Origin of the sequence: Erythrobacter sp. NFXS35 (genome assembly GCF_040148725.1) — a bacterium.
GTDB lineage: Bacteria > Pseudomonadota > Alphaproteobacteria > Sphingomonadales > Sphingomonadaceae > Erythrobacter.
The window spans coordinates 778,525-801,849 of record NZ_JAGDEB010000001.1; the positions used below are offsets into that span (position 1 = coordinate 778,525).

The window sequence follows — 23,325 nt, forward strand, 5'->3', positions numbered from 1 at the left end:
ACGGCAGGCTGGTTCACCCAGGACAATCAACAAAGCTAGGAGAGAAATGATGCGCCACGACAAACGTTACGAAAACCTCGATGCGCTCGGCGATTGGAAGCTCGAACACAGCTCGCAGGACATTCGCGGCAAACCGCTGGTCAGCCCGGAAGGACATCAATTCGGAATAATCGATGATCTGCTCGTCGATCGGCAGAGCGAGCGGGTCGCCGCAGTCCGCTTGGAGGATGGCCGCGTCACGCCGGTCGAGCCGCTCGACATTCACGACAACTGCGTTGTCTATGGAGAGGAAGCCCGCCGCCATGCCGATCGCGGTGTGACCGAGGGCCATGTGGTCGACGAGGAAGTCGTCCCGGTGGTCGAGGAGCGCGTTGCGGTGGGCAAGCGGGTCGCGGACCGCGGTCGCCAGATCAATGTCCGCACCAATGTGGTGACGGGCACGGTCAGCGAGGATGTCGAACTGCGACAGGAGAACGTCTCGGTCGACAAGCGCCCGGTAGAGAACCGCCGCGTTTCCGCAGCTGATGCCGATGCCATGCTCGAAGGAAAGACGGTCAGCATGACCGAGCGCAGCGAAGAGGCGGTGGTCGCGAAGGATGCAGTCGTGACCGACGAGGTGGTCGTCAGGAAAACCGCAGATGACAAGGTCGAGCATGTCGAAGAAACCGTTCGCAAGACCGAAGTGGATGTCGACACTGACCGAACCGGTAGCAACGTCAATAAAGATCATCGCCGCACCTGAAGCTGTGCGAAATCCGGGAAGGGGCTGGGAGCGCACTTGACGCTGCCAGCCCCTTTGTCGTCGAGAATGGAGTGTCGGAATGACCAACCCTGAAAAACCCGCCCCCCAGCGCAAGCCAGATGTCGATGAGGAAATCATACCCGTTATCGAAGAACGCGCCAGGGTGGAGAAGATCCTCGACAAGGGGCGCACAGTCACCGTCCGAACGCGCCCCGTGACAGAGACGATCACACGCAGCGAAACGCTTCAGCATGAAAATGTCACCGTAGAACGTGTTCCCGTCGGCAAAACGGTTACCGAGGTGCCCGCCGTGCGCGAGGAAGGGGATGTAACCATCATCCCGGTGATTGAGGAACGGCTTCGCGTTATCGTGGATCTTGTGGTGCGCGAGGAGATCCATCTGCGGCGAACGCGCACCAAGGTCGTCGAGGACTTGGAAGTTGAACTCCGGTCGACCGAAATCGATATCGAGGATTGAGCAAAGCTCAGCACCCCTTAACAGACCTAGCCAGAAGGCGGGCGGAGCCTACACTGCGGGCATGTTGACGCATTGGCTCAAGGCCGTTGCAGGCATCGCTCGACGGCTTGGGTAGCACACCTGCGGGGCGGAGCGGCGATGGCGGATTATTCCTGCATGATCGCGGGGGCCGAGGGAACAGGCCCGCCGGTTAGGATCGATGTGCTCTCGTTCGCGAGAATACCGACAACCTGCGTCCACACCGCGACATTCTGGCGCAGCTGCGCCTTGTCGATCTTGTCGAGCGTGTCGTCCGGCGTGTGGTGCAGGTCGAAATAGCGGGTGCCGTCCTGCTGCAGATCGACCAGTGCGCCTTTTTGGTCGCGCACGATGTTGAGATCCGCGCCGCCGGTGGCGACATCGCTACCACTCGACACGCCGAACCGCGCCACGGCGAGGGCGATTTTCTTGTGCAAGGCCGGATTGGTTTCGCGGAAGTTGGAATCGAAGCGCCAGATGCGGTCGGCGCCAAAATCGCTTTCCAGTCCGACGGCAATCGGCTCGTCCAAATGGGCCGCGCTATAGGCCCTGCTGCCCCACAGCCCGGTTTCCTCCGCACCCGCCAACAATACGCGGATGGTGCGCAGCGGCTGTCCCGCCTCGGCAGCACTGAGCGCAGCGGCGGCGATGATCCCGCAGCCTGCACCGTCGTCGAACGCGCCCGGCGCATTCCACCAGCTGTCGATATGACAGGCCAGAAGAACCGGCGGAAGTGAAGGATTGCGCCCCACGATCTCGCCCACCACGTTGCCGCTTTGGGTCTGGCCGATCTGGCGGGGGTTCATCTCCAGCTTGAGGGTAAGCGGACGGCCCCCAGCGCGCGCGAACATGCGTTCGAGGTTCTCGGCATCCGGCAGGCTCAGCGCGCCAGCCGGGATCGCGTCCACGCCTTCGGGAAAGCTGGTGCCGCCGGTGTGCGGGTTGCGGTGGTGATCGGTGCCGACTGACTTGATAACGGCGCCAATCGCGCCCTTGCTGGCCGCGATGCCGGGGCCGACCCAGCGCGCCGGTCCGGCAAAGCCATAATGCGATCCGTCCTGCGCAGGGCGCATCTGGTGGCTGATATAGGCGATCTTGCCCGCAAGGCTTCCCGCAGGCGCGGCGCGCAGATCGTCGACCGTGCGGAAGAACACCACTTCGGCCTCGATCCCTCCCGCAGGTGTGGCGGCCGAATTGCCGAGCGGCAGAACCACCAAATCCTGCGCAAATGGCGCGGTCACACGCGCACGGGCGATGTCGCCGGGCACCCAAGTGTCCATCATGAACGGTTCGTCCGCAACATTGGCGAAGCCCTTGGCCTTCAGCCACGCCATCGCCCACGCCCGCGCCCGGGACTCGGCCTCGGTTCCGGCCTGCCGTGGGCCGACCTCGGTGGTCAGACCTTCAACGAAATCCCAGGCATGGGTATCGCCTTCCAGCGCGGCACCTGCCGCCGCTTCGAGCGACGGGGTTTGACCAGAGGCGGTGGTGGAAAGCAGGGCTAGCGAAAGTGCGCCGAACGCGGTCAGGGTATGGTTCATGCAAGCGTAGCTATCGCCGCCCCGCCGCCAAGTCTAGCCGCTTGCCCTTGCCTCTCCCCTTCCCTATCTGCGCACCCGAACCCCAGAACCCGATTACCCGATCCCAGCAAGGACTGATCCGATGGCCGCCCAATATGCCTTCGTCATGAAGGACATGACCAAGACCTTCCCCGGTGCCCAGAAGCCGGTACTCTCCAACATCTCGCTCCAATTCTATCAGGGCGCGAAGATCGGCATCGTCGGCCCCAACGGCGCGGGCAAATCGACCCTCATCAAGATCATGGCCGGGATCGACAAAGATTTCACCGGCGAGGCATGGCCGGGCGAGAACATCACGGTCGGCTATCTGGAGCAGGAGCCGGAGCTGGATAGCAGCAAGACCGTGCTCGAAAACGTTAAGGATGGCGCGCGCGGCATTGCCGATATGGTCGACCGCTTCAACGCAATCGGCATGGAGATGGGTGAAGACGGCGCTGATTTCGACGCGCTGGGCGCGGAAATGAGCGAGCTTCAGGATAAGATCGACGCGGTCGATGGCTGGACGCTCGACAACCAGCTTGAAGTGGCGATGGAAGCCCTGCGCTGCCCGCCGGGCGACATGGGCGTGGAAAGCCTTTCCGGCGGTGAAAAGCGCCGCGTCGCGCTGACCCGCTTGCTGATCCAGAAGCCTTCGATCCTGCTGCTGGACGAACCCACCAACCACCTCGACGCGGAAAGCGTGCAGTGGCTGGAAAACCACCTCAAGGAATATGCCGGCGCGGTGCTGATGATCACCCACGATCGCTACTTCCTTGATAACGTGGTGGAATGGATCCTCGAACTCGATCGGGGCAGCTACTACCCGTACGAGGGCAACTATTCGACCTACCTCGAAAAGAAGGCCAAGCGTCTGGAGCAGGAAAGCCGCGAGGAATCCGGCAAGCAGAAGGCGCTGCAGCGCGAACTGGAATGGATCAGGCAGACCCCGGCTGCGCGCCAGACCAAGAGCAAGGCGCGTGTCCGCAAGTTCGAGGAATTGCAGAACGCGCAGGATAATCGTTCGCTCGGCAAGGCGCAGATTGTCATTCAGGTGCCTGAACGGCTCGGCGGGAAGGTGATCGAGGCCAAGAACATCACCAAGGCCTACGGCGACAAGCTGTTGTTCGAAAACCTCTCGTTCATTCTGCCGCCGGGCGGAATCGTCGGCGTGATCGGGCCGAACGGTGCCGGCAAGTCCACGCTATTCAAAATCCTGACGGGCAAGGAACAGCCCGACAGCGGCACGATCGAGATCGGCAGCACTGTCCACCTCGGCTATGTCGACCAGAGCCGCGACCATCTGAACCCCGCCAACAACGTGTGGCAGGAGATTTCCGACGGGCTGGATTACATGACCGTCAACAAGCAGGAAACCTCGACCCGCGCCTATGTCGGTGCGTTCAACTTCAAGGGCGCGGACCAGCAGAAGAACGTCGGCAAGCTTTCCGGCGGTGAACGCAACCGCGTGCATATGGCCAAGATGCTGAAGCAGGGCGGCAACGTTCTGCTGCTCGACGAGCCGACCAACGATCTCGACGTCGAAACGCTGGGCGCATTGGAAGATGCAATCGAAAACTTCGCGGGCTGCGCCGTGGTCATCAGCCACGATCGCTTCTTCCTCGATCGCCTCGCCACCCACATCCTCGCGTTCGAAGGCAACAGCCATGTCGAATGGTTCGAAGGCAATTTCGAAGCCTACGAGGAAGACAAGCGCCGCCGGCTGGGCGATGCCGCCGACCGTCCGACCCGGTTGGCCTACAAGAAGCTGAGCCGCTAAGCGCATCAAACGGCGGGCGTTTTGCTTTGCGCCCGCCGCTTCTTTACGGCCTCTTAACCAGACTGCGTCACTCTCCTTCAAGGCAGCAGGCCGGATGAGGATGATTGGGGCGTGGGCACGGGGATCGAAGTATCGCTTGAAGCGGCAATCGCAGCATGCCTGCTAACACTAGCCCTGGGCGCGCTGATCGGGCGTGGACGACACATCGGCCAGCAGGCAATCGTCTCTGATCCGCTGACCGACCTGTTCGCGCCTAGGAACTTCGGAAAGATCATTGATGGCGCCAACCGTCGCGCCGCCGGACAGGCAGCCGCGCAGGCGGTCGTGCACGGCCGGATCGACCAGACCGCCACCTTGCACGCCGGCTGGAATCTGCAAGCCCGAGAGGAGTTCCTCGGTCATGTCAGCGCGGTGATGAAAGCCGGAATCCGACACGACGATACATTCATCCGTGCGGAAGGCGCCGGTTTCACCATCGTCATGCCCGGCGCGGACGAGCGCGCTGCCAAGGGCGTCGCAGAGCGCCTGCGCGGCGCACTGGCGCTTATCAGGCTGCCGCAATTCGGCAGCGGCAATGCGTTCACCGCCAGCTTCGGGGTTGCGGCAGGCACGGCCGCTGACAGAAGCAAGACCCTGGTCGCGCGCGCACTGGCGGCAGTCGAAGCTGCACAGACGGCTGGCGTAGATCATATCGTGGTCGCAAGCGAGATGCAGGACGTGATTTTTCTGCCAGCGCCCGACCGTTCCGCCGAAGCTGCCTGAAGCCCGCGATCAGGGCGCGACCCAGCGCGCCGACCAGCTTTCCCCCTCGCGGGTGAATTGCGCGCGCATGTGGCCGGTATGCGCAAGATAAAGCCAGTCCATCTCGGTAATGTCGATCAGCATCACCGCGAAATTCTCCCGCGCGGGAATGACCTGCGTCTCGTCCGGCTCCACACCCTCAAACTCGGGCGGCAGACCTGACGTGGCGCTGTTGGAAAGCGCCCCCGGCCCCTCGCCCAAATAGCAGCGCCGTGCGAAATTGTTGCTCGCCGCCCAGGCTGCATCCGCCACTGGCCCATTCGCCTCGATGCGCCCGGTTCCGCGCACGCGAATCTGGATCTTCGTGCCCTTGTCATAGAATACTGCGGCAACCCGCGGATCGGCGATAATCGCCTGCGCCTTGGGGGCGCGGGCATCGGTGTGGAGCCGCAATCGCCAAGCATCGGCCTCGAAGGCGCGCAGCACCATCACTCGCGCATCGACATCGGCTGTGACGATCACCGGGGTGTGCATCGGCGATTTGCGGTCGCGCGCAGCACGGATCAGGCGATTGACGCAGTCGGCGCGAATTTCGTCAAGCTGTTCGAACATGGTGCGATGTGCCTTCGGTCCCAGTACCGGACACGTCAAGTCAGCGCGGCAAAATCTGGATGACTTGTTCATCAATCTTGATATTTTTCTGAATGTCGATGGTCCGGTTCAGGCAAGCGACAGTTCGCAGCACGTAACCAGAACCCATCAACACGCCGCTTGTGGTGGGCGGGCGACACTGGAGGCAATGATGTCCAAGACCCTGTTCGACAGGGGCGTTGCGCTTTCGGCACTCGCCCTGGTATTTATTCTCCCACTCGCCCCGGCGTCTGCACAGAGCGATTCCGTTCGCCTGCAGGTGCAAGCCGAGAATCGCGGCGGACCGCAGCGTGTCGAACGGCGGTCACAGCCGCGCAGCGAGCGCCGGGCCGAACGGCGTGCCGAACGCCGGGCCCAGCCCCGTGCCGAGCGTCGTGCCGAGCGTCAGGTCGAACGCCGGGCTCAACCTAGCGCCGAACGTCCTGATCGCGTCAGCCGCGCTCCGGAAGGTGGCGGATTCGGTTCCGATGTCGTCCGCCGCGCCGAACGCGTCCAGCAGTCCCAGCGCGCCGAGCGCGTCGAACGGCGCAGCGAGCGCCGCGCCGACGGCATAGACCGCCGCAGCGAACGCCGGGCCGGGAACGTCGAACGGCGCGGAGAGCGTCGCGGCGACCGGCTCGATCGGCAGGGCCGCAATGGCGCAGCCGATGGGGTCGAACGCCGCGGTGAGCGCCGTGCCGATCGTATTGAGAATCGCGGTGATCGCCGAGCGATCCGGGTCGAGCAGCGCGGTAATGATCGCGCCGGACGCATCGGTCGCCGTGATGACTGGCGCGATGGCCGCCGTGACAACTGGCGCGGAGACCGCCGTGACTACCGCCGGGATCAGCGCAACTGGCGCCGCGACGACTGGCGCCACAGCTACCGCGGCCGCAATGGCTGGGACAATCGCGATTTCCGCCGATGGGATCGCGGCTGGCGCGGCAATCAGCGGTTCGACTGGGTAGACTTCCGCCGGGCCAACCGCTTCCACTATCGCCCCGGCCCGTATTTCGCCCCGTTCCGGTCGCATCGTTACAGCCGCCTGCAGACCGGGTTCTTCCTCGACAGCCTGTTCTTCCAGCCGCGGTTCTTCATCAACGACCCATGGGACTATCGCCTGCCCCCTGTCTACGGCCCTTACCAGTGGGTGCGCTATTACGATGATGTGTTGCTGGTCGATATCTACACCGGCGAAGTGGTCGACGTGATAAACGACTTCTTCTGGTAAACACTTCAGGGCGCGCGGTGAAGTACGGTTCACCCGCTTGCACCGCGCGCCTCGCTTGCTAACAGCTGCAATATGACCACCGCCGATTGTGTCCCCGACCAGCAAGCCCTCGTCCGCGTCGGTGCCTCCGTGCGCGAACGGCTCGTCGCCGATCCCGGCGTTTACCGGATCGAGAACGACCGCGTGGAACTGTTCGCAGTCGGCGATTTCCTCAGCCTTGCCGAATGCGAAAAGCTGTGCGCGATGATCGACGATGTCGCGCGCCCCTCCTCGCTCCATGAACTCGACTATGCGAGCGGGTTCCGCACCTCCTATTCGGGCGATCTCGATCCGCACGAAAGCTTCGTGAAGGGCATTTCGCGGCGGATCGATGATCTGATGGGTCTGGATCCGGCGACCGGCGAACCGGTGCAGGGCCAGCGCTATCTGCCCGGACAGCAGTTCCAGCCGCATAATGACTGGTTCTACACCTCCGAGAAATACTGGCAGCTCGAAGAAGCGCGCGGCGGGCAGCGCAGCTGGACGACGATGGCCTATCTCAATACGGTCGAAGCAGGGGGCGGCACGCACTTCACCGAGCTCGGTTTCGAGATCGAACCCAAGCCCGGCGTGCTGCTGATCTGGAACAATGCCCTGCCCGATGGCCGCCCCAACGAAGCCACGATGCACGCCGGAATGCCGGTGCTGAAGGGCGCGAAATACGTCATCACAAAGTGGTACCGTACCCGCCAGTGGCGCTAAGATTTACGTCTTGGCCAGCGCCTCGGCGATCAGTTGGCGGGTCGGCGCGATACCATACAGGGCGATAAAGCTGCCCATGCGCGGGCCTTGTTCGCTGCCCAGCAGGGTCTCGTAAAGCGCCTTGAACCAATCGCGTAAGGATTCGAACCCGAATTCTTCCTGCTTGCCGATTTCATAGATAATGGTCTGTAAATCCTCCGCACCGGTCGCCGGATCGGCTGCCGCAAGTGTCGTATCGAGCGCCTGCAATGCCGCCACTTCGCCGCCCGCAGGCGCACGCTTGGCCAGCGTCGGCGCGACGAAATCGCGGTTATAGGCCAGCGCCTTGTCCACCAGTACATCCAGCGCCGGATGCGCCGCCGGATCGGCATCTTCGACATAATTGCCGAGATACGACCACACCGCTTCACGCGTTGCGCCTGCACCCAGTACACCGATCAGGTTCAGCAACAGGCTGAACGGCACCGGCAGCGTATCGCCCGCGCCGGGAGCCTCCGCGCCAGCATGGCTCCGGTTCGCGCGCAGCAGGTGCCACACCGGGTTGCCCAGCTGCTTGTCGATTGCCTGTCCCGGCAGGGCACTGCGGAACTGCCAGTAATCGTCCACCGCCTTGGGGATGACGCCCGCGTGCAACTGCTTGGCGCTCTTGGGATTGGCGAAGATGTAGTAGCCGAGGCTTTCCTCGCTGCCATATTGCAGCCATTCGTCGATGGTCAAACCGTTGCCCTTGGACTTGGAGATCTTCTCGCCCTTGGCATCGAGGAACAGTTCGTAGATCAGGCCTTCGGGCTTGTGACCGCCCAGCACGCGGGCGATCTTGCCCGACTGAATGCCGCTGTCGGTCAGATCCTTGCCGTACATCTCGTAATCAACGCCAAGCGCGACCCAGCGCATCGCCCAATCGACCTTCCACTGGCACTTGGCCATCCCGCCAAGCGCGGATTGTTCGACCGTGCTGCCATCCTCATCGGTGAAGCGGATAATCCCGGCAACGGCGTCCACGACTTCGATCGGCACCTGCAACACCGCACCGGTGGTGGGCGAAACCGGCATCACCGGCGAATAGGTCTGACGCCGTTCCTCGCCGAGCGTCGGCAGCATGATATCCATGATCGCGCCGAAGTTCGTCAGCACGCCCTTCAGCGCGTCATCGAACCGCCCCGAATTGTAGCAATCGGACGAACTGACGAATTCATATTCGAACCCGAACTGATTCAGAAAATCGCGCAGCATCGCGTTGTTGTGCGCGGCGAAGCTTTCGTATGGAGAGGCGAACGGATTGGGAATGCGGCTCAGCGGCTTGCCCATGTGCTTCGCCAGCATTTCGCGGTTCGGCACGTTGTCGGGCACTTTGCGAAGGCCGTCCATATCGTCCGAAAACGCCACCAGCCGGGTCGGCGCACCGCCGGTCAGCGCTTCGTAAGCCCGGCGCACCAGCGTGGTGCGCAGCACTTCCTGAAACGTGCCGATATGTGGCAGGCCCGATGGGCCATAGCCGGTTTCGAACAGCACCCCGCCGTCTTTGCCCTGCGGCACCCGCTTGGCGAGGCGCTGCGCTTCCTGAAACGGCCAGGCCTTGGAGGATTGGGCTGCGGTGATAAGTGCATCTTGGGATATCGTCATGACGCAGCGGCTATTAGGCATGGCGGACAGGCTTGCAAGCGTACGTTTACAATCCCGCCCGCCTCGCCCATCTTGGGCTGCGTGACCTCCCCCGCCACTTCCCCCGATCCCGTGAACTTGCCCGCGCTGCACGCCAGCCACGGCGGACACTGGCTGCGCGCCGGTGGCGGTCCAACGAACGCGGTGTCCAAGGGCGATGCGATCATGGCCGCCGCCGATACGCCGGTGCTACTGCTCAACGCGCCGCTGGTGGCGAGCCGGCTGGGCTATCCCGACCTCTCCGGGCTCGATCTGCTCGAAGCCTTCGCCTTCGTCCACCCAGCCCGCTTCTGCGTGCCGACACCGCGCGGATTGGCCGAGGCGCTGGGTCTGCCGCAGCCGGAAGGCGACGCGGGCGTGCCCGACCTGCTCCAGCATGCCGCCGGAGCGCTGATCGCGGTCTGCCGCGATCCCGAATGGTTCGAACGTGAAGGCGCGTGGAGCGCGCTGCAATCGCTCGAACGGCTGCGCTGGCCGTGGGCACAGGTGTTGAAGCCCCACATCGCCAAGCCCGAACGTGCCGAACGCTGGCTGTTTTCGCGCCTGCCCGAATGGGAGGAAGCAGGAGAGCGCCCCGCCCCGCGTGCCGTTGAACTTTCCTCGCAAGCCGTGGCCGAACAACTGGCACGGCTCACCGGAGAAGGCGCGGAACAGCGCGAAGGCCAACGCGATTATGCGCAGAACGCCGCCCGCGTCTTTGCCCCGCGCCCGCGCGAAGCCCGCCCGCATCTGGCGCTTGCGCAAGCGGGGACAGGCATCGGCAAGACGCTGGGCTATCTCGCGCCCGCCTCGTTGTGGGCGGAGCATTCGGGTGGCACGGTTTGGGTGTCGACCTTCACCAAGAACCTGCAACGGCAATTGCGCGCCGAAAGCCGCCGCGCCTGGCCCGCAAAACGCGCCGACGGCACCCCGCCGGTGGTGGTGCGCAAGGGCCGCGAAAACTACCTTTGCTTGCTCAATCTGGAAGACGCGCTGCAAGGCGGATTTGCCGGGCGCGCGGCAATTCTGGCGCAGTTGGTGGCGCGCTGGGGCGGCTATACACGCGATGGCGACATGATCGGCGGCGACCTGCCGGGTTGGCTGGGCACCTTGTTCCGCAAGCGTGGCATCGCCGCGCTCACCGACCAGCGGGGCGAGTGCATCTATGCCGGGTGCCCGCATTACCGCAAATGCTTCATCGAGCGCGCCGCGCGGGACAGCGCGCAGGCCGATCTCGTCATCGCCAATCACGCGCTGGTGATGGTCAACGCCGCGCGTGCCCGCGATCCGGCGGCGCGGCCCACGCGGCTGATCTTCGATGAAGGTCACTACGTGTTCGACGCGGCGGATTCGACTTTCGCCGCCACGCTGTCCGGACAGGAGGCGATTGAACTGCGACGCTGGATCATCGGGCCCGAACGCGAGGCGCGCGGGCGGCGGCGCGGGCTGGCCGCGCGGTTGGCCGATGTGGCGAGTTACGACGAAGCCGGCGGAGAGGCAATCGCGGCTGCCTGCAAGGCCGGACAGTTGCTCCCGTCGGACGGCTGGCTCCAGCGGCTCAATGAAAACGCGCCCCTAGGCCCGGTCGAAGCTCTGCTCGCGGCAGTCCGCACCGCGACCTATGCCCGCGACGAAAGCGGCGGAATCGATGCGGGATACGGCATCGAGACCGAGGCTTCGGGCCTACCCGGCGAAGTGATCGAGGCTGCGGGCGCTGCGGCCGAAGCGCTCGCCAGCATCCGGGTGCCGCTGATCCGGCTGGGCGGACGGCTGGAGGCGATCTTGGCCGATCCGCCCGACTGGCTCGATGCGCAAGGCCGCGCGCGGATCGAAGGGGCGCGGTTTGCGTTGGCGTGGCGAATCGATCTGGTGGCGGCGTGGGAATCGTTGCTGGCGCGGCTCGGCGGCCCGGCAGACCCGGAATTTGTCGACTGGCTTGCGGTTGACCGTTCCGACGCGCGCGAATTCGACGTGGCGATCCACCGCCGTTGGCTCGATCCGATGAAGCCATTCGCCCGCGTGGTGCTGGAACCGGCGCACGGCGTGCTACTGACCAGCGCGACCCTGACTGATCGCGGCGCCCAAAGCATTGGCAGCGAGGAGGTCTGGGCTAGCGCCATCGCGCGATCAGGCGCGGCGCATATCGAAGGCGCCCCATTGCTGTCGGCGGCGGAAAGTCCGTTCGATTACGCCACCCGCGCCGAGGTGCTGATCGTCACCGATGTGGCCAAGGGCGATCTACCCGCCCTCGCCGGAGCCTATGCGCGGCTGATCGAGGCGAGCGGCGGCGGCGTGCTGGGCCTGTTCACCGCGATCCGGCGGCTGCGCAGTGTGCATGGCCGTGTTGCCGATAGGCTCGCCCGTGCGGGCCTGCCGGTCTATGCCCAGCATGTCGACCCGATCGACACCGGTACGCTGGTGGATATCTTCCGCGACGATCCGCGTGCCACCCTGCTCGGCACCGATGCCTTGCGGGACGGGGTGGACGTGCCGGGACACAGTTTGCGCTGCGTGGTGCTGGAACAGGTGCCGTGGGCCCGGCCCAATATCCTTCACAAGGCCCGCCGCGCCGCTGGGGGCGGGAGCCAGTATGATGATCGCATTATCCGTGCACGGTTGGCGCAGGCATTCGGGCGGCTGATCCGCAGCAAGGACGATGCTGGGCACTTTGTGGTCCTCTCGCCCGCCTTCCCCAGCAGGCTGCTATCCGCCTTCCCCGCCGGCACGCCGGTCTTGCGCGTGACGCTCGATCAGGCTTTACAACGCGTCGCCGCTGGTGTTGGGGGCATGCAGTCCCTCCCCACGCAAGGAGCCTTGCTGCCATGAAGATCCTTGGCCTCCTGCGCCACGCCAAGTCCGACTGGGACGATACCAGCCAGCGCGATTTCGACCGCGGCCTGAACGCCCGCGGGCGCAAGGGCGCGCGGCTGGTCGGCACGCATATCCGCGAACATGGCGTCGAATGGGGCAAGCTCATCGCCAGCCCTGCCGTGCGGGTGAAGGCCACGCTGGAGGGCGCACTGCCCGACATGGATGCGGAATTTGACCAGAAGCTCTATCTGGCCAGCGCCGATACCATCATGGAGACGATCGAGGCCCATGCCGGAAGCGGCGCTGACGAGGCCGACGCGATCCTGATCTGCGGGCACAATCCCGGCTTGCAGGACGTGCTGCTGGAACTGGTTTCGCCCGGCAAGGAAAACGACCTGTTCCGCGAGGCGGTAGTGAAGTTTCCGACCGCTGCCTTCGCCGTGCTCGAATGCGATATCGAACATTGGTCGCAGTTGAAGCGGTACTGCGCGGGGCTGGTGCATTTCGCCCGCCCGCGCGATCTCGATCCGGCGTTGGGGCCGGAGAACTAGTCCCCGACCCGGCCACCCGGCGGATTATTCGACGCTGCGCGGCGGCAATTCGCCGTCGGAAGCCTCGGTGTCGACCATGTCACTCTGCCCGGCTAGTCCACGCGCTTCGAGCATCGGCTGCACATCGGGCTGACGACCGGCGAAGTTCTCGAACATTTCGAAATAGTCCATCGTCCCGCCGCGGCTCAGCACCGTCTGGCGATAGTGGTCGCCATTGGCGCGGGTCAGCCCGCCGTTTTCGCGGAACCACTTGCGGCTGTCGCGATCGAGCATCTCGGTCCACAAATAGCTGTAATAGCCTGCGGAATAGCCCGCCGGATCGCTGAAGATGTGGTTGAAATAGGTCGAACGGTAGCGCGGCGGCACCAGATCGATCTCCAGCCCGAGTTCCTCCAGCGACTTGCGTTCGAAGGCATCGACTTGCGCTGGGGTGTCGATTGCGGCGGCTTCCTGCGGCGTCAGCGCAGCCCATTTCATATCGAGCAATGCGGCGGCGACCACCTCGCCGAAATCATAGCCCTGGTTGAACTTGGATGCCGCCTCGATCTTCTCGACCAGCTCCATCGGGATAGTTTCACCGGTCTGGTAGTGCTTGGCATAGTTCTGCAGCACCTCGGGCCAGGTCGCCCACATCTCGTGAACCTGGCTGGGATATTCCACGAAATCGCGTGCGGTCGCGGTGCCCGAAAGGCTTTCGAACTTCTGGTCTGCGAAGAAGCCGTGCAGCGCGTGTCCGAATTCATGGAAGATGGTGTTGACGTTGTCGAAGCTCACCAATTGCACTTCGCCGGGCGCGGCCTTGGGGATGTTCAGCACATTGTAGATCACCGGCTGGGTGCCCCACAGATCGCTTTGTTCGACGAAATTGCTCATCCATGCACCGCCGCGCTTGGACGGACGCTGGAACGGGTCGAAATAGAACAGGCCGAGTTCCGATCCATCGGCGTCGAACACGGTGTAGGTCCACACGTCGGGATGATAGGTCGGGATATCGGTGCGGCGTTCGAAATCGAGGCCGTAAAGCTTGTTCGCCATGAAGAACACGCCGTCTTCCAGCACCTTTTCAAGCTGGAAATATTCCATCACCGCGTCTTCATCCAGATCGTAGCGTTCGGCCTTGATCTGGTTGGCGTAGCGATACCAGTCCCACGGCTGCACCTGATAATTGCCGCCATCAGCCGCAATCGCCTGAGTCAGCAATTCCGCCTCGCGCCGCTGGGTGGCGGCAAGCGCCGGCACCATCTGCTGCATGAAGTTCAGCGCGGTTTCCGGTGTCTTGGCCATGCGATCATACATGGCGTAGCTGGCCCAATCCCGCTCGCCGAACAGTGCGGCCTTCTGCGCGCGCAGGGCGGCGATCCGCGCCAGCAGCATACGGGTGTCATATTCGGGGTTCGTCCCGTCGGCGCGGTTGTAGCTCAGTTTGAACAGCGCCTCGCGGGTGGCGCGGTTTTCGAGCGTGGGGAGCAAGGGCTGCTGCGTGGTGTTCTGCAGAGCGATGGCATATTTGCCGGGGAAGCCCTTTTCAGTGGCAAGATCGGCGGCAGCCTTGATGTCGGCCTCGCTCAGCCCGGCGAGTTGCTCGGCGGTATCCACGATCAGCGGCTGGCTGTTGGTGGCGGTGCGCAGGTTCTGGCTGAATTCGGTGGTCAGCGTCGACAATTCGGAATTGATCGCTTTCACCTGCTCACGCTCGGCTTGGGTCAGCAGCGCGCCGGCGTGGACCATTTCCCTGTAGGTTTCTTCCAGCAGGCGCGTTTCCTCGACTGACAGGTTCAGGCTCTCGCGGCTGTCATAAACCGCCTTCACCCGCGCGAAGAGTTCGGGGTTGAGCGTAATCGAATCCGAATGCGCCGAAAGCTGCGGGCTGATCTCGGTGTCGATCGCGTCGAGCCTGTCGGTCGTGTTGGAGCCTGTCAGCGCGTAGAACACGCGCGAGACACGGCCGAGCATTCGGCCCGATGTCTCCAGCGCGACAATCGTGTTCTCGAATGTCGGCGCTTCGGGATTGGCGATGATCTGCGCAACTTCGGCCTTGTGGATCGCCATGCCCTGCCGGAAGGCGGGTACGTAGTCATCCTCACTGATCTTCGTGAAATCGGGGGCGAGGAACGGCAGCGTGCTGTCGGCGGCAAAATAGCCCGTGCCTTGGGGAATGGCTGTGGCTTGAGCGGCGGCGGCAGGGGCGGTCATTGCGGTGCCTCCGGGGGTGGTTGCGCAGGCGGAAAGCAGCGCGGCGGCTGAAACGGTTGTAAGTGCGGCAACAAGGTTACGCGTTGTCATAAAGGGAATGTCTCTTTCAGGTCTTTTGCAAAGCGCTGCAAATGGGCAGCTTCATGAGCTTTTATGCATGATCGCTGTTGAACAGAGTATGACCGAGGTTTGCAAGATACCGGATCAGCGCCGCCAGCTTTCGGTGGTGCGATCGATGGTGAGAGGCGCCGCCCATGCGCGGCACAAGCCCAGCGCCTCGTCCGGCGGCGCGTCGACCCAGCACGGCTGATCTTCAGGCGCGAGCAACACAGGCATTCGGGTGTGGACGGCAGCAGCGTCGGTGCTTTCGCTATCCGTCATGACCATCGAATAACACTCGCCCCATTCCTCGCTGTGCCGCCACACTCCGGCGGCAGCAAACAGCGGCGCGTTGGGCAGAGACAGCCACGTGCGGGTCATGCGGCCCTTTGCCCCTTGCGCCTCGGCCCATCCGGTCAGCGGGATCAGGCAGCGACGCTCGGCAAAGGAATGGCGCCAGAAAAAGGTATCGAGCTTGTCGGTCCGCGCATTGTTGACCGGCTTCGGCTTCAGCGGCTGGCCCTGCTTGCCTTTCAGAACCAGCGGAAAGCCCCAAATCATCGCCCGGACTTCACCTTCAGCCACCACTACTCCGGGGTAGCCGGGGTAGACCTCCTCCCCGAAATTCGCACCCTGTGCGGCATTGACCACATCGAACCACGCGGCGACTTCGCTGGCGTTTTTCGTCATGCGATAGAGATTGCACATGGCCTCAGGCTCCGGCGTTACCGACCACGAAGCACGCCGCCGCCATCAGCGCCCCGGCCCAGCGGTTCGACCGGAACCGGGCGAGCGGATTGGCGGGGTCGCCTGCGTCCAGCGTCGCCACCTGCCAAGCCAGATGGCCCGCGACCGGCAACAGCGTAAGCAGCGCCAGCGGATCGGGCCGGTACAGCCAGAAGCCCAACGCCCACAGCGCGATTGCCGCGCCATAGAACCCTACGATCCCCGCCTGCACGCGCGCGCCCATCGCCAAGGCGGATGAGCGGATGCCAACCATCGCATCGTCCTCGCGATCCTGCAGCGCGTAGATCGTGTCGTAGCCGATCACCCAGCAGATGCACCCGGTATAGACCGCCGCCAGCGCATCCCAGTTATCCCAGCGCAGCTCACTCCAGCCAACCAGCAGTCCCCAGGTGAACACCAGCCCCAGCCACGCCTGCGGCCACCATGTGATCCGCTTCATGAAGGGATAGGCCGCGACCAGCGCGAGGCTGCCGAGCGCAACCATCTGCGCCTGCCATCGCAATTGCAGCAGCACGATGAGCCCGATGAGGCACAGCGCGATGAGCCAGCCCCACGCGAGCTTTTTTGACACGCGCCCGCTCGCCACCGGGCGCGCAGCGGTGCGCGCCACCTGCCGGTCAAGATCGGCATCGACGATATCATTATAGACGCACCCCGCCCCGCGCATCGCGATGCTGCCGAGCAGCAGCCAGCCTAGCAGACCAAGCTGCGTCCCCGCTCCCGCCAGCCACACCCCGAACACGCACGGCCAGAACAACAGCCACCACCCGATCGGCCGGTCGAAGCGCGCCAGCTGCGCAAGATCACGCGGAAGCTGCGGCAGCCGCGCCACCAGTCCCCTATGTTCGCTGTCAGGAACGATATCGCTGTTCACTTCTCCGCCTCGCTGCGCGCCGCGCGCCAGCCGATGATCGCCAGCACCAGCATGGTGACATTACCGGCGAAATCGAGCATCCCGATCGAGGTCAGCACCGGCACTTCGTAATGGAAATACCAGTTGAACACGAAGAACGGCAGTAGCAGCACGGCAAAGACAAGGAACCCCCGCGCACTCCATCGCACCACCAGCGCCATCAACCCGAACAACACAGCTTGCGCACCGAAGCACGCCATGGCGAAGCGGGTGAGGAAGGTGTTCTCGCGGTAGGCCTCGGTCACGCCGATTTCGATCACGTTGGACGGCGCGAACAGCGCCCAGCCGCCCAGCAAGAGGAAAACGGCGGCGATCCCGAATTGTGCGATGCGTGCGGACATGACTTGCTCACTAGCGGGGCAAGCGCCTAGTGCAAAGCCATGCCCGCTTCGCACCAACCTAGGGCTCCGGCCTGGCCGCCAAAAAGCGCACCGCGTCTGTTCGTGAGGGAGGAAATCAGCGCAGGAGCAGCCGTGCGGATCGAAGGCAATCCTGCGCATTATCTTTCCCGCGTGATGCGGGTTGCACGCGGCGACGCGGTGATATTGTGCGACAACATTACCGGCGAATGGGCAGCCCGGGTCAGCGATGTGGGGAAGCGGGACGTGGTGCTGGAGGTGGCGGAAAGGATCCGCCCGCGCGAGGCGGTGCCTGACCTTTGGCTCTGCCCGGCGCTGCTCAAGAAGGACCGGTTCGACCTTATGCTTGAGAAAGCCACGGAACTCGGCGCGGCCCGCATCCAGCCGCTCGTCACCCGGCGTTGTGTCGCAGACAAGCTCAACATGGAGCGCGCCCACACCGTCACCACCGAAGCCGCCGAGCAGTGCGCTCGCACTGCGCTGCCCGAATTGGCGGAACCGGTGAAGCTCGATGCGCTGCTGGCGGAGTGGCACGATGACCGTGCGCTGTTCTTTGCGGACGAGAACGGGGGCGAGCCTGCGGCGACCGCTTTTGCCGCCTATTCCGGCCCAGCCGCGATCCTTACTGGCCCCGAGGGCGGCTTCGACGACGCCGAGCGCGCCGCGATCCGCGCCCATCCTGCTGCGCGTGCCATTACGCTCGGCCCGCGTATCCTGCGCGGCGAAACCGCCGCCATCGCCGCACTCGCGGTATGGATGGCCGGCGCGGGTGATTGGTAACCTGCCGCACGCGTGGCGCGAACCTGCAACATAATCCTGATTGCCTTGCACAAACGCGAATTTACCTTTCCAGCGACAGATCGGTTTTCTAAGGCAACCGGCCAAAGAGGGCACTTTCGATGAGCACACGCGAAACCAGCACGGCAGACGATCCGATCATCGAAGGCTTCGATCAGCTGGTCGCGCCAATGATTGGCGGCGAAAAGCCCAAGGCTGACTGGCGCATCGGCACCGAACACGAAAAGCTTGTCTACAAGCGTACCGATCACCGCGCACCGTCCTATGACGAACCTTGCGGCATACGTGACCTGCTGGGAGGCCTTGAGCAATTCGGCTGGCAGCCGGTCGAGGAAGGCGGGAACGTGATCGCCTTGAAGGGTGCGGACGGCGCGGTCAGCCTTGAACCGGCCGGACAGCTCGAACTGTCGGGCGCGCCGCTGGAAAACCTGCACCAGACCTGCGCTGAAACCGGGCGGCATCTGGAACAGGTCAAGGCGGTCGGCGAGAAGTGCGGCGTCAGCTATCTCGGGCTCGGCATGTGGCCGGACAAAACGCGCGAAGAACTGCCGATCATGCCCAAGGGCCGCTATGATATCATGCTGCGGCACATGCCGCGCGTCGGCACCATGGGCCTCGACATGATGCTGCGGACCTGCACGATTCAGGTCAACCTCGATTACAGCAGCGAAGCCGACATGGTGAAGAAGTTCCGGGTCGGCCTCGCGCTGCAACCGCTGGCGACCGCGCTGTTCGCCAATTCGCCCTTCACCGAAGGCAAGCCCAACGGGTTCCTGTCATACCGTTCGCACATCTGGTCGGATACTGATTCGCACCGCACCGGAATGCTGCCCTTCGTGTTCGAGGATGGCTTCGGCTATGAACGCTGGGCACGGTACATGCTCGACGTGCCGATGTATTTTGTCTTCCGCGACGGGAAATATATCGACGCGGCGGGCCTTTCGTTCCGCGATTTTCTCGACGGCAAGCTGTCAGTCCTGCCCGGCGAGCGTCCGACGCAGAGCGACTGGTGGGATCATCTCTCCACCGCCTTCCCCGAAGTGCGGCTGAAAAGCTTTCTCGAAATGCGCGGCGCGGATGGCGGGCCTTGGAACCGGATTTGCGCGCTTCCGGCCTTCTGGGTCGGGCTGCTGTATGACCAAGGGGCGCTCGATGCGGCGTGGGATCTGGTCAAGGGCTGGACGATGGAAGAGCGCGAGGCGCTGCGCAATGCCGCGCCCCGGCTGGCGCTTGACGCGCCCGTCCCCGGCGGCGGAACCCTGCGCGATATCGGGCGCGAGGCGTTGGCGATTGCGCACAAGGGGCTGGCGGCGCGCGCGCGGCTCAATTCCTCGGGCGATAACGAAACCGGCTTTCTCGAGGCGCTCGACGAGATCGTCGCCAGCGGCAAGGTGCCGGCCCAGCGGTTGCTGGATGCCTATCACGGGGAATGGAACGGCGATATCAGCCGGGTCTACGAACAGTCGTTCTGACCGAAAAGCGCTATTCGGCGGGGAACGCTTGGATTGCAGGCGAAGGCTGCCGCGGCCCTCGCCCTGTCACCAACCGCGCCAACCGCGTCAGCGGCGCGGTGATCAGGCCGTGATCGGCCATCCACGCATGATATTCGCCATATTTGGGATCTTCGGCCAGCAGATGCGCTTCCTCGGTGCGTGCGCGCCAGTAGTAGATGCCGTTCACCACCAGCAGAAAGACGCTGTTTCGCACAGCGTCGGCCAGCGATCCGGAGGTAACAAGAAACGGTAATACCGAAGCCCACCAGAACAGGTTCTTCGAAAGATAGGCCGGATGGCGGGTGAAGCGATAGGGGCCGTGGGTCAGCACCCCGCGATAGGTGAGATTGGAAAAGCGGATGCCGAACACCACCGTCGCCCAGGCGTAGATCGCCGTCAGCACCACCAGCAGCGCGCCCCAGCCCCACAGCAGCGCTTCGTTAGACACAAACCAATATGCCCAGCCGGGGGTGCCGGTCTCGTAGCTCAGCACCTGATTGTCTGGGCCGATGATGCCCCACACGAAGGGCGGATAACACAGCAACGCCGCCAGCCATCCCGCGACCAGCGGATTGCCCGATCGAATATGCGAATCCAGTGGGCGCAGCGTCAGAAGGTAACCGACCGTGCCGATCTGCACATCGATCACGAACAACAGCGTCACCAGCAGCATCACGAATTGCACAGGATCGCCGAACAATTGCGCCGGATCAGCCTCGACCACCTGCGCGAAGCCGCCTGGCAGGATCGAGATCATGAAGGCGACGAAGAAGCCCTTGATGATCCATGCCCGCCAGTGTTTGGCAATCTGCGCCCCGTCCCACGTCTCGCGCCCGATTACACCGCCGCCGAGCAGGAACGCGCCGAATTGCCAGGTGCCGTCGTGCGGCTCGATCAGATGGCGGTCGAGCCAGATGACATAGGGGATCGACAGCGCCACCAGCGGCGCGGCAGCGAAGGTCAGCACCTCCATTGCGAACAGGTATGAGCCGTTCCAGTACCACCGCGCCAAGCCGTAGAACGCGGCGAGCAGGGCCCAGGTCGCCCAAAGGCCCGAAAGCTTGACGACCGAGATCGGCAGGCTTTCGGCGAGCGGTCGGCGCAGGCTCCAATCGATTCCGGTCGACGGACGCCGGTGAACCTTGTCCACCAGAACCGACCACAGGGCCATCGGCAGCGCGGTGAACAGCATCGCAGCCAACGCAGCATAGGGTCCGGACAGCACGCCGCGCGATGCTGCAAAGCCGCCGGAAAAGCCCAGCGCATCGGCAATCTCGGGGTATGATCGGCAGAACGCAATCCATGCGAACAGCCCCGCCAGCCCGACCAGCCCGACGCCCGCCGACACATCACTCGGCGGCGGGGTTGGTCTTGCAGGCTTATCGGGCGAGTAAGGCGCGCTCATCACGCGCACGCCCTATCCCAAAAGGGTTAATAGCCTTTCCAGCACGATCGTGCGCGCCTCAGCGCCAGGCGTGAATCGTGCCGCTGTCGTCAAGAACGTAAAGATAGCCGTCGGCCACCACCGGCGGCAGGCTGACCGGCTGATCAATATCCGCGAACAACTGGGCCGAGCCTTCGGCTGCGCTCACCTTCCACACCTCGCCGCGCGAACTGGCGATCCACAGATTGCCGCCCGCCAGCACCGGGCCGGTCCAGAAGATCGGGCCTTCCTTGTCCTTCTCATCGCGGAATTGCTGAAGCTGGGCGATCCAGCGCACCCGGCCGCTCGACCGGGCAATGGCGAGCAGGCGTGCGTCGTCGGTAAGGGTGAAAATCCATTCGCCCGCAATCGCTGGGGTGGAAATGCCCGCAAGGTTCAGTTCCCAGATGCGCTGGCCGGTGACCAGCTCATACGCCGCCATGCGCCCGCCCTGACCCAGTGCATAGACCCGGCCGGAATCGATGATCGGATCGGCATCGATATCGGTGATCGAACCGACCGTGGTTGAGATGTTGGTGCGCGCCAGCGCATCCGACCACAATACGCGGCCGTTTTCATAGCGATAGGCGCTGAGTTCGCCGCTAGAATAACCGGCGACGATGGTGCCCTGTCCGGCGGCCGGAGCCGCCACGCCGAACACGCCCGATTGCGTGGTGGAACCGGATTCGTCCCACACCAGCGATCCATCCGCGATGTTGAGCGCGATGATCTGATTGTCCTGAGTCATCACGAACAATTGGCCGAACGCGATGGTGGGCGATCCGCGCAAGGGACCTGCGGGCTTGACCCGCCACAGCAGTTCGCCGGTTTCAGCGCGCTTGGCCTTGACGTAGCCTGCACCGTTGGTGGCGTAGACGATCCCGTTGTCATAGCTGACCCCGCCGCCGAAGGCCGAATTGCGCGTATCGTCATCGATCTCGGTTTCGCGCCGGCTCCACACCTCTGCGCCGGTTTTCTTGTCGAACGCGTGGACCGCTCCGTCGGTGCCTTCGGCATACAGCTTGTCGCTGCCGATCACCGGAGCCGCGGCAAGGCGCACCCGGTTGGTTGATCCGGCGATCTGCGCGGTCCAGGCCTTGGTCGGGTTCTCCGCCAGCGCCAGATGGCCATAGGACTTGCTGGCCGAACCGCCGACCTGCGGCCATTCGATGTTGTTGCGCGCCGGCGGCAGCACAACGCTAATGGCAGCCAAAGCCGGATCGACTTCGGCCCCGCTTTCGATGCGCGAAAGGATCGGGGTGCGATTGCCGACCGTCGGCGTGGTCTTGTCCTCGCCGCCGCCGAACAGGCCGCCCTTGCAGCCAGTCAGAGCCATAGCCATCATGCCCGCGAGCAACGCGGCGCGTGCATTTTTCAAATTGTTCATACCCGTCTGTTCAAACCTGTTTCTAATTGGCGACAGCAGCGCCGCCATTCCCTCCGGAAGCGACGACCCCTTCGTCTTCCAGCAGTTTTTCCACGTCCACGATTGCATCGACACCCAGCAGCCCCGCCATCTGGCGCGCGCGCGAACGCAGGGTTTCGGGCTGATCTTCATCCTTGGCGACCTGCGCGAACAGGGCTCCGGCCTCGGCCCTGTCGCCCGCTTCGAGGTGAGCCATCGCCACCAGTTCCGCCGCGCTGCCGAACCACGGACTATCGGGGGTTGCAAGCGGTCCGATCCGGGCGATGATGTCAGCGGGTGCCATGCTGTCGAACCGCGCCGTCACATCGCGAATGCGCGCCAGATCGCGCATCACCGGTGGCGCCTCGGCATCATCGGCGACCTGCTGGTACAGCCCGGCGGCCTTGTCGACTTCGCCCGCCTGCAATGCCGCGCCCGCCTGCAGCAGCCGCGCCGCAGTGCGCGCGCCGGGCGAACCTGCGTCGAGCAGCGGGGCGACCGTCTCGCTCGCAGTCTTAAAATCGTTCTGATTGGCGTAATCGAGCGCGGCAATAAGGGTTTCCGACTGCGCCTCGAGTTCGCTTTCGCGTTGATTGTCCCACAGCATGTAACCGCCAAGCCCAGCGATCAGAACGATCACCGCGCCCAGCACCTTGACCCCGTGATTGCGAAAGAACGCAAGTGCATCGTCCTGACGCACTGCCTCGTCGATCTCGCGGATCAGGATCTCGTCTTCGGCGGGAGTCGCCGGGACGCGGTCGGAAGAGGTCGGAGTGCGCGCCATTCGGCCTTGTGTTCCCTGTGACAAAAATGCGTTGCGCTGCACGCGCGGAGTTAGCCGCGCTCTTTATGCAGTTGCGACCGCTTCCGCAATGCCGGGCAGAGCCGGGCGGGACAAGCCCTTCCCTGCCAGTCTGCGCAGTTACGTGCACGCGCGGATTTGAACAGGGGATGAAGCGCACCTGCCTTCTTGCT

Annotated in this window: 20 protein-coding genes; 10 read left to right on the forward strand and 10 right to left on the reverse strand. The window is 64.0% G+C overall.

Annotation, left to right across the window (positions count from 1 at the left end):
• The first annotated feature begins 49 nt into the window (after positions 1 to 49).
• Together J3454_RS03830 and J3454_RS03835 are read left to right on the forward strand one after the other, a co-directional pair.
• On the forward strand, positions 50 to 742 hold the full coding sequence (locus J3454_RS03830) for a DUF2382 domain-containing protein (protein WP_349512422.1): 693 nt from the start codon (positions 50 to 52) through the stop codon (positions 740 to 742).
• Positions 743 to 821: 79 nt separating this feature from the next.
• Positions 822 to 1,220 carry a YsnF/AvaK domain-containing protein gene (locus tag J3454_RS03835; protein WP_349512423.1) on the forward strand — a complete coding sequence of 133 codons (399 nt, stop codon included), beginning with the start codon at positions 822 to 824 and terminating at the stop codon, positions 1,218 to 1,220.
• 146 nt (positions 1,221 to 1,366) lie between these two features.
• Here the strand turns inward: J3454_RS03835 and J3454_RS03840 are convergent, their stop codons facing one another.
• Positions 1,367 to 2,779 carry a M28 family peptidase gene (locus J3454_RS03840; RefSeq protein WP_349512424.1) on the reverse strand — a complete coding sequence of 471 codons (1,413 nt, stop codon included), beginning with the start codon at positions 2,777 to 2,779 and terminating at the stop codon, positions 1,367 to 1,369.
• 121 nt (positions 2,780 to 2,900) lie between these two features.
• Here J3454_RS03840 and ettA point away from each other — a divergent pair, with 121 nt between their 5' ends.
• Both ettA and J3454_RS03850 read left to right on the forward strand, forming a co-directional pair.
• Complete coding sequence (gene ettA / locus J3454_RS03845; protein ID WP_349512425.1) at positions 2,901 to 4,574, forward strand: energy-dependent translational throttle protein EttA; 1,674 nt, start codon at positions 2,901 to 2,903, stop codon at positions 4,572 to 4,574.
• 111 nt (positions 4,575 to 4,685) lie between these two features.
• Positions 4,686 to 5,336 (forward strand): GGDEF domain-containing protein, encoded by a 651-nt coding sequence (locus J3454_RS03850; protein WP_349512426.1) that lies wholly within the window; start codon positions 4,686 to 4,688, stop codon positions 5,334 to 5,336.
• Between the two features lie 9 nt (positions 5,337 to 5,345).
• On the opposite strand, the gene J3454_RS03855 is transcribed toward J3454_RS03850, so the two are convergent.
• Positions 5,346 to 5,927, reverse strand: a complete 582-nt coding sequence (locus J3454_RS03855) for a pyridoxamine 5'-phosphate oxidase family protein (protein ID WP_349512427.1) — start codon at positions 5,925 to 5,927, stop codon at positions 5,346 to 5,348.
• A 190-nt stretch (positions 5,928 to 6,117) separates the two neighbouring features.
• Between J3454_RS03855 and J3454_RS03860 the strand changes: the two genes are divergently transcribed.
• Entirely contained in the window at positions 6,118 to 7,176 is a 1,059-nt protein-coding gene (locus J3454_RS03860; RefSeq protein ID WP_349512428.1) for an RcnB family protein, read from the forward strand.
• Between the two features lie 72 nt (positions 7,177 to 7,248).
• Positions 7,249 to 7,917, forward strand: a complete 669-nt coding sequence (locus J3454_RS03865; RefSeq protein ID WP_349512429.1) for a prolyl hydroxylase family protein — start codon at positions 7,249 to 7,251, stop codon at positions 7,915 to 7,917.
• A gap of 3 nt (positions 7,918 to 7,920) precedes the next feature.
• On the opposite strand, the gene J3454_RS03870 is transcribed toward J3454_RS03865, so the two are convergent.
• A complete protein-coding gene (locus tag J3454_RS03870) occupies positions 7,921 to 9,540 on the reverse strand; it encodes a lysine--tRNA ligase (protein WP_349512430.1) in 1,620 nt (539 codons plus the stop codon).
• 204 nt (positions 9,541 to 9,744) lie between these two features.
• On the opposite strand from J3454_RS03870, the gene J3454_RS03875 reads away from it, so the two are divergent.
• Both J3454_RS03875 and J3454_RS03880 read left to right on the forward strand, forming a co-directional pair.
• Positions 9,745 to 12,384: an ATP-dependent DNA helicase gene (locus tag J3454_RS03875; RefSeq protein ID WP_349513134.1), complete on the forward strand. Its 2,640-nt coding sequence runs from the start codon at positions 9,745 to 9,747 to the stop codon at positions 12,382 to 12,384.
• Positions 12,381 to 12,920 carry a SixA phosphatase family protein gene (locus tag J3454_RS03880; protein ID WP_349512431.1) on the forward strand — a complete coding sequence of 180 codons (540 nt, stop codon included), beginning with the start codon at positions 12,381 to 12,383 and terminating at the stop codon, positions 12,918 to 12,920. The genes J3454_RS03875 and J3454_RS03880 overlap by 4 nt, the downstream gene beginning before the upstream one ends.
• A gap of 24 nt (positions 12,921 to 12,944) precedes the next feature.
• Here J3454_RS03880 and J3454_RS03885 read toward each other — a convergent pair whose 3' ends face one another.
• The 4 genes from J3454_RS03885 to J3454_RS03900 all read right to left on the reverse strand — a co-directional run bounded on the left by J3454_RS03885 (position 12,945) and on the right by J3454_RS03900 (position 17,213).
• A complete protein-coding gene (locus J3454_RS03885) occupies positions 12,945 to 15,113 on the reverse strand; it encodes a M3 family metallopeptidase (RefSeq protein WP_349512432.1) in 2,169 nt (722 codons plus the stop codon).
• Between the two features lie 204 nt (positions 15,114 to 15,317).
• On the reverse strand, positions 15,318 to 15,920 hold the full coding sequence (locus J3454_RS03890) for an SOS response-associated peptidase (protein WP_349512433.1): 603 nt from the start codon (positions 15,918 to 15,920) through the stop codon (positions 15,318 to 15,320).
• Between the two features lie 4 nt (positions 15,921 to 15,924).
• Positions 15,925 to 16,833, reverse strand: a complete 909-nt coding sequence (gene ubiA, locus J3454_RS03895; protein WP_349512434.1) for a 4-hydroxybenzoate octaprenyltransferase — start codon at positions 16,831 to 16,833, stop codon at positions 15,925 to 15,927.
• Positions 16,830 to 17,213, reverse strand: coding sequence for a hypothetical protein (locus J3454_RS03900; protein ID WP_349512435.1), 384 nt, complete (start codon positions 17,211 to 17,213; stop codon positions 16,830 to 16,832). Before J3454_RS03900 ends, ubiA begins: the two co-directional genes overlap by 4 nt.
• Before the next feature lie 39 nt (positions 17,214 to 17,252).
• On the opposite strand from J3454_RS03900, the gene J3454_RS03905 reads away from it, so the two are divergent.
• Both J3454_RS03905 and J3454_RS03910 read left to right on the forward strand, forming a co-directional pair.
• Positions 17,253 to 18,011: a 16S rRNA (uracil(1498)-N(3))-methyltransferase gene (locus tag J3454_RS03905; RefSeq protein WP_349512436.1), complete on the forward strand. Its 759-nt coding sequence runs from the start codon at positions 17,253 to 17,255 to the stop codon at positions 18,009 to 18,011.
• A gap of 119 nt (positions 18,012 to 18,130) precedes the next feature.
• Positions 18,131 to 19,501 carry a glutamate--cysteine ligase gene (locus J3454_RS03910; protein WP_349512437.1) on the forward strand — a complete coding sequence of 457 codons (1,371 nt, stop codon included), beginning with the start codon at positions 18,131 to 18,133 and terminating at the stop codon, positions 19,499 to 19,501.
• 10 nt (positions 19,502 to 19,511) lie between these two features.
• Here J3454_RS03910 and J3454_RS03915 read toward each other — a convergent pair whose 3' ends face one another.
• From J3454_RS03915 to J3454_RS03925, 3 genes are read right to left on the reverse strand one after another with little or no spacing between them, the layout of a single operon-like run.
• Complete coding sequence (locus J3454_RS03915; RefSeq protein ID WP_349512438.1) at positions 19,512 to 20,927, reverse strand: methyltransferase family protein; 1,416 nt, start codon at positions 20,925 to 20,927, stop codon at positions 19,512 to 19,514.
• A 58-nt stretch (positions 20,928 to 20,985) separates the two neighbouring features.
• Positions 20,986 to 22,332 carry a PQQ-binding-like beta-propeller repeat protein gene (locus J3454_RS03920; protein WP_349512439.1) on the reverse strand — a complete coding sequence of 449 codons (1,347 nt, stop codon included), beginning with the start codon at positions 22,330 to 22,332 and terminating at the stop codon, positions 20,986 to 20,988.
• 22 nt (positions 22,333 to 22,354) lie between these two features.
• Entirely contained in the window at positions 22,355 to 23,134 is a 780-nt protein-coding gene (locus J3454_RS03925; RefSeq protein ID WP_349512440.1) for a tetratricopeptide repeat protein, read from the reverse strand.
• Positions 23,135 to 23,325 lie beyond the last annotated feature (191 nt).